This is a genomic window from Desmonostoc vinosum (genome assembly GCF_059505385.1).
Genome location: NZ_JCACKM010000212.1, coordinates 1 through 9,370 on the forward strand (window position 1 = coordinate 1; position 9,370 = coordinate 9,370).

The following is a 9,370-nucleotide window of genomic DNA, read 5'->3' on the forward strand; positions in this document are numbered from 1 at the left end:
TATTAAGGCAGCAATGTCTTAAGAATCTCCGTGGCTTTAGCCCGGAGAGTGTCAAGTTGTTCACATTTCAATCGATATAAGTGAATGGGGAAAGAGGTATTTTTTCTATTTGTTGCTTGTGCCTAAAAGTGCTAGTTGTAGGTTAATCAATTATTTGGGATTGTTGTATGCTAAGCGATAGAAGAGCGATCGCACCAGTCAGCGTTAACCTATATGTAAAAGGCACAGCGAGGTTTTTATGGCAGAGGCTAAAAATGTACTAGGCACAGACTTAGAGGTTTGCTGCACTTCTCCCATGACAGGATATTATCGTGATGGATTCTGCAATACAGGTGGTCAAGATTTTGGAGTACACGTCATTTGTGCCCAAGTCACAACAGAATTCCTAGAGTTCACCAAATCACGCGGTAACGACCTGAGTACACCTGTCCCTGATTATAATTTTCCTGGATTGAAGCCGGGCGATCGCTGGTGTTTGTGTGCCTCTCGCTGGCAAGAAGCCTTTGAGGCTAGCGCTGCCCCTCCTGTTGTTCTCACAGCTACCCATGCTAGAGCCTTAGAAGTCTGTTCTCTACAGGATTTGAAACAACACGCCTCGCCATCAAAATAAATAATCTCACTCATGCTGTCTGCGTTTCTGCGTGAGATAAACTGACCTCACATAGTTTGTTAACTCAAAACCGTTAGCCATCAGCACCTCCCGCACTTGTTCACTTAACAAAGCAGTAAATTCTTCAGCACCTGCCCCTAGAGGGCCATTCAACGGTTCCCCATCCCTAACTATTGCAGGATGAGAATAAATCTCTACCAAATCTGTTTGAATTTGAGGAATCAGACCAAGTAAATATTCCTCAGTCACACTACCAGTTTGCAATAACCCGTAAACCCGATGAGCAAAACTAATACCCTGAGATTTCAGCAAACCCTCACCATAGTCGCGTAGCCTGCCAAACACACCCGACCAAACCAGCTTAGTTAATAAACCACCACGGTCAAATTTGAGATTCATTCCCAGTTCTTCAGCTGGCAGACGGATAAACTTAATCTCAAACTCCTGTGCTAACTCCACCAAAATACCCAACACCACAGGATGGACATGTAAATGCAAATGCCCGTCTACATGGGAAAGGTGCAGCCCAGACTCACGAAACTTTGTCAACTGGGCGCGAATTTCTTGGCGTAGTTCCTCACGGGCAGCGCGATGGAATTGATAGCGTAACCCAGCTTGTAGGGGGCTATCTGGAAAATTCCCCTCAGAGTCAACCAAATGGGGAATTTGCTCAGGTGGTAGAACTGACCGACCACACACTAAAACTAAGTGTAAACCGACACCCAAATTTGGATGAGTTCGAGCCAAAGCGATCGCCTCATCAGCAGCATCACCACTGACCATTAAACTAGTGCTAGTTAGCACACCTTTTTCATGCGCTGTAATAATAGCTTCATTTACACCGCGAGAAAAACCGAAGTCATCACCATTGATAATTAAGCAACGGGCGTGGGGCATGGGGATGAGGGGAAGATGAGGGAGATGAGGGGGATGAGGGAGAAATAATCAATTCCCCAAAAAACATTGCTAAATCGATTGTGCGTGTGCCTCTGCTTGAGTGCGACGTTCTTTCAAATACGAGAAGAACTCCCCACCTTCACGAAGGCGACGTACTAACATTTGTCTGTCTGTGAGCATTTCTCGCACAATTGGAATGATGGCTTGAGGACGGAAGTAAAATTTACGATACATACGCTCAACTGCATCCTCAATTTCAGCGCTGGAAAGATGGGGATATTGCAGTGTGGAGGTTTGAATACCAGAGTTAGCGACTAAAGATTGGTTCGTAAACCAACCGTTGGCTTTGGCTTGTTCATAAAGTTCTGTGCCAGGATAAGGCGCAGCGATGGAAACTTGAATTGTATGCGGACTCAATTCACAAGCAAAGCGAATTGTCTCTTCTACGGTTTCTTTGGTTTCAATAGGCAACCCGATGATAAAAGTACCATGAACAGTAATACCGAGTTTGCGGCAATTGTTCATAAATTCCCGCGCTACTTCTAGCTTGATGCCTTTTTTGATGCGGTTGAGAATTTCCTGATTCCCAGATTCAAAACCGACAAGCAGCAATCGTAAACCGTTGTCACGTAACTGTTTGAGGGTATCATAGTCTAAGTTGGCACGGGCGTTGCAGCTCCAGGTGAGCTTGAGTCGCTTCATGTGTTCGCTAATGGCGATCGCTCGATGTTTGTCAATCGTAAAGGTATCATCATCAAACATATACTCCCGTACTTTGTCACCAAAGATGGCTTTGGCCTCTACCATCTCACGTCCCACAACTTCGGGGCTTTTATGGCGATAAAGATGACCGCCAATTGTCTGCGGCCACAAGCAAAACGTACATTTTGCTGGACAGCCACGCCCAGTGTAAAAGGAAATGTAGGGATGCAATAAGTAGCCAATGAAATATTTTGTGATATCCAAATCACGGGCATAAGTTGGCAGAACGCTGGGCATAGCATCCCAATCATGAATCAATGCGCGTTCCTCATTGTGGCGAATACTACCATGCTTGTCCCGGTAGCTCAAACCTTTGATTTCTTCCCAAGCTTGACCTTGGGCTAGTTCCTTGCAGGTATAGTCAAATTCATTACGACACACAAAGTCGATAACTGGATTATCTTGTAGTGTCTCTTGTGGAAGTACTGCCACATGTGCCCCAACAAAACCAATCTGCACATCTGGATTTGCCGCCTTGATTGCCTCAGCACACTTGACATCATTAGTCAATGAGGGTGTGCTAGTGTGCATGATTACTAACTCATAATCTTGAGCAATTTGTAGCACATCCTCCACAGTCTGATTATGGGGAGGAGCATCTACTAGCCTACTGCCTGGAACCAAAGCGGCAGGTTGTGCCAGCCATGTAGGATACCAAAAGGAAGTAATTTCGCGCTTAGCTTGGTATCGAGAACCCGCACCACCATCAAATCCATCAAATGAAGGAGGACTAAGGAATAAAGTTTTTTTCATAATTTTTAGTCAGTGTTCAGTTATTAGTTACTTGTACTGAGCGAAGTCGTACCCTTACGCGGTAGCAAGCTACGCGTAGCGTCTTTGACAAAAGAAGTATCAGTTACTTGTACTGAGCGAAGTTGAAATATCAGTGGTCAGTTACTAGTAAGCTAGTCATTCAAATTGCATCTTTGCGTCCCCGCGTCTAGTGCAAGGCACCTCAGCTGAGTTTAATTCACTGACCACTGAATACTTAGCTAGCTTTTAAGTTCACACCAATCAACTGTTCAATGAGTGCAACCACATCGCTGCGGCTGAGTTTTTCTTTACCATTTGCCAAAGCATCTAGAGTACCATGAGCTAAAGTTAAGGGTATTTGGCAAAAATCTAAAGCCGGCCCCGTAGGAAGTGCTTGAGTGTAAGCTTCTGCTAGTGCTAGATTACGCCGTGCATACTCTTGCATATCTATTGCACTCCAACCTTCAGGAAAGAAGTCCACACCGCGTCCTAAATCTTCATTGTGGTTACGCAAGATGTTTACTGCTTGTAAACCACGACCAAACCCAATTGCTTGAGTCCGGTTTGTTTGCGTACCATCATACCAAGCCCATAAATCTGAGAGCAACAATCCTACCGCGCCAGCAACCCCAAATGTATAACAATCCAAGTCAGATTCTGTATAAATTTTCCAGTTTATTTCTGCCCAGTGAGCCATCCTATCTGCCATAGCGGCAGTAGCATCCCAAATTCGAGGTGCAATGGTTTCAGGTGCTAATATTGACCATTCCCTGATCCGCACGCTCACTTCTTCTAAGGAATTCTCATACCCACTAAATCCAGCAGAGAATGCATCTACTGCAAAGCCATCCACTCCGGCTTGTAATGTTAAGCTAATCGTTCGTAGTAACTTCGTTTTCGTATGGTTATCTAGTTTTGGGTGATCTTCTATTTCATCAATGGCACGCATACACAAATATGCTGATGCAACTGCTTCCTGTAAGCCTGGCGGTAAAAGACTAATTGGGATATAAAAAGTCCGGCTAGTTTCTTTAAGGATTTGCAATGCATCTCTACGTAAATCCATGTTTTCACTCCCCTCTTGATTTTTGCACCACATGAAGTTGGCAGTTTTTTGATGATACTGGATATAGTTTTGACTAAACCTTAAAAACTATAGATACACTAGAATTTCATCTAAAAATTAGTAGTTTTAGGTATCACAATTAACAAAACTCTCAATTTTCTCAAAGTCAAATCTTAGTATATAGGGTTTTAAGCGCAAAAACGTGTGGGCTATGGTTTGGGACATGCACCTGAGTATTTTAGGGGAAACATCAACAATTATGGTATTATTCAATGCAATATCTGGAATTTTTTTCAGAAACAAAAACTAAATTCACAGGTTTAAGGTCTTTTAAATCTGCGTTCATCTGACTGAAGAGTCACAGCATGTCCCTTTAAAGGCTTATTGTTTGGCTGACCGGAGATAGAAATACGCGAGAATGCAGAGAGATTTTAATAATAAACTTATAGTTTTTATACAGACAATTGAGCAAAAACCCATGCAGTAATGCTGCATCTGTACACAATCTTTAACTAATATTGATTATATTTCTCAATTTGTTGAAAATAAAAAAGTGGGTATTGCCCACTCCAAGAAACACTAATGATCTGTTTTATTAATGATGAAAAGCTGCAAGATACCGGGCTTTATGAAAAAGTCGGATATCTGACCACCATTAACTACTCAAAACTAATGATATAAACTATTAGTTGGCGGAGGTACTTCTAAAGCTCGTCTCTACAATGGTTTGTCTGTCACATTCTTTTTTCAGTATTCACAGGTGCAAGGGCATTAATTGCTGGGCCGTTTATCACTTTGCCTTGAACATTAAACCGTGAACCATGACAGGGACAATCCCAGGTTTTTTCAGAAGAGTTCCAAGCAACTATACAATTAAGATGGGTACAAACGGCGGAATGCTCGCACAAAATACCGTTTTCGTCTCGGTAGGCAGCTAATTTCGTCAAACCATGCCGCACTACTGCACCTGTACCTGGCGCAATTTTTTCGACAGAATCAATTTCTCCTGGTGTTAGCCAATCTAAATATTGAGCAGCAACGTTGAGATTCTCAGAAACAAAATCACCTACTGCACCAATCTTAATCCGCGATGGGTCGTAAGCTTCAGCCCAAGTATTCTTTCGCCCTAAAATTGTATCAGTTAAAAGAATGCTAGCGATCGCTCCATGAGTCATCCCTAAACCTGAATCACCCGTGACGATGTAAACATTTTCCTCATCAAACGGATTTTTCCCAATATAGGCAATGCCATCATCAGCATTCATCACCTGACCTGACCAACGAAACAGAATCTCTTCCACCATCAAGAAACGTTCTCGCGTCCAAACCTCCAAAGCAGCATACCGTGCATCAGCATCATTGGCTTGTCCTGTTTTGTGGTCTTCACCACCGACAATTAGCACATCATATTGATCGTCGATGTTTTGCAGTCGTACATAATGATATGGGTCGAGTGTATCCCAGTACAGTGCTTTAGTAATAGAACCGCGAGGTACTTTTACACCAATTACAAAGGTAATGTAAGCGGCTTGCTTAAAGTGCGTTGGCCGTGCATTTGCTCTAATTCGTAGTAGCGATAACTCAACACATTTGATAAATGCGCTGTTGTTCTTGCAGTCTGTCCTCCACCAATAGCACCATCATCTAGCACTACCACAGACTTACCTGCACGGCTAAGCATATAGGCTGTTGACATACCCGCCATCCCCGCACCCACAACACACACATCTGCATGAAGGTTTTCGCCAAGAACACCTTCGTCTAGCATGGCTGCCGTTGTCATCCAAATAGAAGTTGTTTTTCCAGAATCGTTTTGCATATTTCTATAGAGTTTTTAGCCTCGCACAAATAGCAGGTTTCAGCTTTTTCACGCCATTACAAAAACTAGGGGTATAAGGGTGTGAGGGAAAGGCATCTAAGTTTTCAATCCCAGGCTTTGAAGCGTGGGTCTTCTATACCCCCATACCTCTACATCCCTTTGAAATGGCGACTGTTGAAACTTGTGTAGCACTGTATTGTGCGATATCTTAACCTTCTATTTATCAGTAATATATCTGCACAATGATATACATTCAAACTCTACTCGGATGAAGATGATATTGCCGAAAGTTTAATAGCTAGTACCAATTCAAAATTCGCACATTCGCGCATTAAGAAATCCAGATTTAGATCGGTTTCAAAGTTTACATTTGTCGCATTCTTTTTTAGAATTAGTATAAAATGTTCAAAATCTTCTTTGCCTGCGATAAATGCCCGCATTTAGAGGATGTTTGAAAACTTTTAGGCGATTTCTAATCGCCAGGGCTGGTATTAAATTAGACGTTTCAAACAGCATCTAAGCTATTTCCCCAGACTCGACTAAAAATTGCTCGAAGGTGAGAAGTTTGATATGACTGTAGGTGACGTCACTTCATTCCAAATTCAAATATTAGTTCACCCTATTGGGTGAATGCGATGTTAGTTGATGGAATATACCCTGAAAGCAGAGGTTAGCTTAGTTTAAATGGCTATGCCCACAAAATAAAAACAGCCAAACTGGTTATGATGTCTAATTATACATCAGTAGCTTGTGTATCAAAGGATCAAAGAGTGGATGAAACTTTAAGATCGCTGCGGATCCCAGATTGTCAGCAAGAGGCTATCAATCTGCTTTCTAATATTGCTCTCAATTTGCCGGGGACGATTTTCCAAGTTTTGCAACGGCAGGATGGTTCTTTTTTTGTCATTTATATTAGTTGTAATTGTCAAGATTTGTGTGAATTAGAACCAAAAGTTTTACAATCGGACTTTCAGGAACTGTATAAACTTATTCATCCACAGGATTTGCCAAGCTTGGTTGAATCCATAGCTATTTCTAAAACTACTTTTTCACCTTGGCTTTGGGAAGGTCGCATCATCACACCTAGCGGTATCAAGTGGCTTAAAGGTACTTCCCAGCCAGAACGACAAGCTAACGGTGACTTTCTCTGGAATGGCTTGGTTATGAATATTACAGACCAAAAACGAACAGAAGAAAAGCTGCAAGAGAGTGAAGCACGCTATCAAGCAATTTTGGATGCTATACCTGATCTAATGTTTCGCATCAGCCGCGATGGTAAGTATTTAGACTTAAAAACCGAAGGAGCAAATGTTACTTTTTCTAGAGAAGAAGTAGTTGGTAAAAGTATGTGGGAGATTTTACCAATTGATGTGGCAGCGATAGGTCAAGAAGCGATCGCTAAAACTTTGGATTCTGGAACTTTGCAAACTTGCGAATATCAACTACCAACACCATTAGGACTCAGAGATTATGAGGCGCGTTTGGTAGTTAGCGGTGAGGATGAAATATTAGCAATTGTCCGCGATATCACAGAACGTAAACAAGCAGAAGTTACTCTCCACAACCTAGCACAAAAGTTTTCTAAAGCTTTTAGTTGTAGTCCCAATTCTATTACTATTAGCACACTCCAAGAAGGACGCTTTATAGAAGTTAATGACGGATTTGTTGAACTTTCTGGATATGAGCCAGAGCAAGCAATTGGGAAAACTGCTTTTGAGTTAAATATTTGGGTAAATCAAAGCGATCGCCACAAATTATTGCAGAGTTTACAAGCCCAAGGAGTTGTTAGGAATTTAGAGATGGAATTTCGCCAGAAATCTGGGGAAATTATCATAGCACTGGTATCAGCCGAAGTCATAGATCTAGATGGAATTTCATGCATATTATCAGTCCATCACGACATCACAGAACGTAAGCAAGTAGAGGCAAAATTACGCCTGAGCGCACAGCGCGATCGCTTACTAGCGCAAACATTATCTCGAATTCGGTCTTCCCTGCAACTAGACCAAATTTTGCAAACTACTGTCACAGAAGTGAGACAATTTTTACAGGTAGATCGAGTATTTATTGGTTTAGATAATGCCAATTTAGGCCCCCGAACTTTGGCAGAATCAGTAGACCCAAATTACCCTTCTATTTCTGGTTGGTCTACCAATGATGAAACTTATCTACAAGAGTTGAAAAACTCCTTAAAGAAACATCGAGAGCGAGTTGTTGAAGATATTACCAAAATCACATTGTCTCCCAAAGTGAGAGCGCATTTTCAAAAATTTCAGATCAGAGCTACTTTAGCTGTACCAATCATGTTAGGTGAGGACTTATTTGGAGCCTTAATTGCGAATCAATGCTCAGGGCCACGTAATTGGCAACCTATAGAAATCGACCTACTACAGCAGATGTCAGAACAAGTAGCGATCGCTATTCAGCAGAGCATGATTTATCAAGAACTAGCACAACTTAACACTAATCTAGAACACCAAGTACAAGAACGTACAGCACAATTGCAGCAAAAAATACAAGAAGTCGAAGAATTGCACCGCTTAAAAGATGTTGTTTTGCATACAATCGCTCACGAATTACGAACCTCGGTGATGGGTAACTTGATGGTGCTACAGAATCTGGTAAATCAGGGAGTAGCGAGTAGGGACGCGGGGACGCGGGGACTGGGGACTGGGGACTGGGGACTGGGGACTGGGGACGCGGGGACGCGGGGACGCGGGGATATGGAAGAGTCTACTACCCTATCCCCCTCATCCCCCTCATCCCCAATTCCCGTCCCTAACTCGATTGTTGAGCGGATGATTCAAGGCAATGACCGTCAACTGACAATGATTAACTCATTACTAGAAATTAATTCCTGTGAAAAAGATGGTCTTGCTATTAATAGCCAATTGGTTCAGTATGGGACGCTATTGAAGGAAACTATCACTGGATTGCAACCAATACTATTACAAAACCAAGCAACATTAAATGACTTAATTCCTGAAGATTTACCACTGATAATGGTCGATGCAACCAGATTAAAGAAAGTAATGGTAAGTTTTTTAACTCATAGTTTGCAACACAATCCACCAGGATTAAACTTTACTGTGACAGCCAATGTTGAAGCGGGCATGATTCGGACTCAGATTCAAGATAATGGTATAGCAATGAGTAACTCAGAATGCGATCGCCTCTTCGATTTATATGTCCGCGATCCCCAAGACCGATGCTCTACAAGCATTGGTTTGAAAATGTATCTTTGCCGCCAAATTATCAAAGCCCACGGTGGCGAAATTGGCGTCACCACCAATCCCAAGCAAGGCTTAACTTTCTGGTTCACCCTACCACTACCTGGTTTATCTACTTGAGGGGGGCAGGAGGAACTCTTATGGGTAAGTTTTTTAGATTTCGCGTTTTGGTTGACGTGGGGACGCGCTTACACGGTGAGACAGCGAGTAAAGGAGGGTTTCCCTCCGCAGGC

General features: G+C 42.4%; 7 protein-coding genes. 2 read left to right on the forward strand and 5 right to left on the reverse strand.

Going from position 1 to position 9,370, the window contains the following annotated elements:
- The first annotated feature begins 238 nt into the window (after nucleotides 1–238).
- On the forward strand, nucleotides 239–610 hold the full coding sequence (locus AC5JMF_RS25425; protein ID WP_495798486.1) for a DUF2237 family protein: 372 nt from the start codon (nucleotides 239–241) through the stop codon (nucleotides 608–610).
- A gap of 6 nt (nucleotides 611–616) precedes the next feature.
- Here the strand turns inward: AC5JMF_RS25425 and hpnK are convergent, their stop codons facing one another.
- From hpnK to AC5JMF_RS25450, 5 genes are all read right to left on the reverse strand, one after another.
- Nucleotides 617–1,507, reverse strand: coding sequence for a hopanoid biosynthesis-associated protein HpnK (hpnK, locus tag AC5JMF_RS25430; protein WP_495798487.1), 891 nt, complete (start codon nucleotides 1,505–1,507; stop codon nucleotides 617–619).
- Between the two features lie 69 nt (nucleotides 1,508–1,576).
- Nucleotides 1,577–3,022 (reverse strand): hopanoid biosynthesis associated radical SAM protein HpnJ, encoded by a 1,446-nt coding sequence (gene hpnJ / locus AC5JMF_RS25435; protein ID WP_495798488.1) that lies wholly within the window; start codon nucleotides 3,020–3,022, stop codon nucleotides 1,577–1,579.
- Nucleotides 3,023–3,257: 235 nt separating this feature from the next.
- On the reverse strand, nucleotides 3,258–4,088 hold the full coding sequence (locus AC5JMF_RS25440; RefSeq protein ID WP_495798489.1) for a squalene/phytoene synthase family protein: 831 nt from the start codon (nucleotides 4,086–4,088) through the stop codon (nucleotides 3,258–3,260).
- A 734-nt stretch (nucleotides 4,089–4,822) separates the two neighbouring features.
- Nucleotides 4,823–5,683: an FAD-dependent oxidoreductase gene (locus AC5JMF_RS25445; RefSeq protein WP_495798492.1), complete on the reverse strand. Its 861-nt coding sequence runs from the start codon at nucleotides 5,681–5,683 to the stop codon at nucleotides 4,823–4,825.
- Nucleotides 5,596–5,907 (reverse strand): FAD-dependent oxidoreductase, encoded by a 312-nt coding sequence (locus AC5JMF_RS25450; RefSeq protein WP_495798490.1) that lies wholly within the window; start codon nucleotides 5,905–5,907, stop codon nucleotides 5,596–5,598. Before AC5JMF_RS25450 ends, AC5JMF_RS25445 begins: the two co-directional genes overlap by 88 nt.
- 722 nt (nucleotides 5,908–6,629) lie before the next feature.
- Here AC5JMF_RS25450 and AC5JMF_RS25455 point away from each other — a divergent pair.
- Complete coding sequence (locus AC5JMF_RS25455; protein WP_495798491.1) at nucleotides 6,630–9,257, forward strand: sensor histidine kinase; 2,628 nt, start codon at nucleotides 6,630–6,632, stop codon at nucleotides 9,255–9,257.
- Nucleotides 9,258–9,370: the final 113 nt, after the last annotated feature.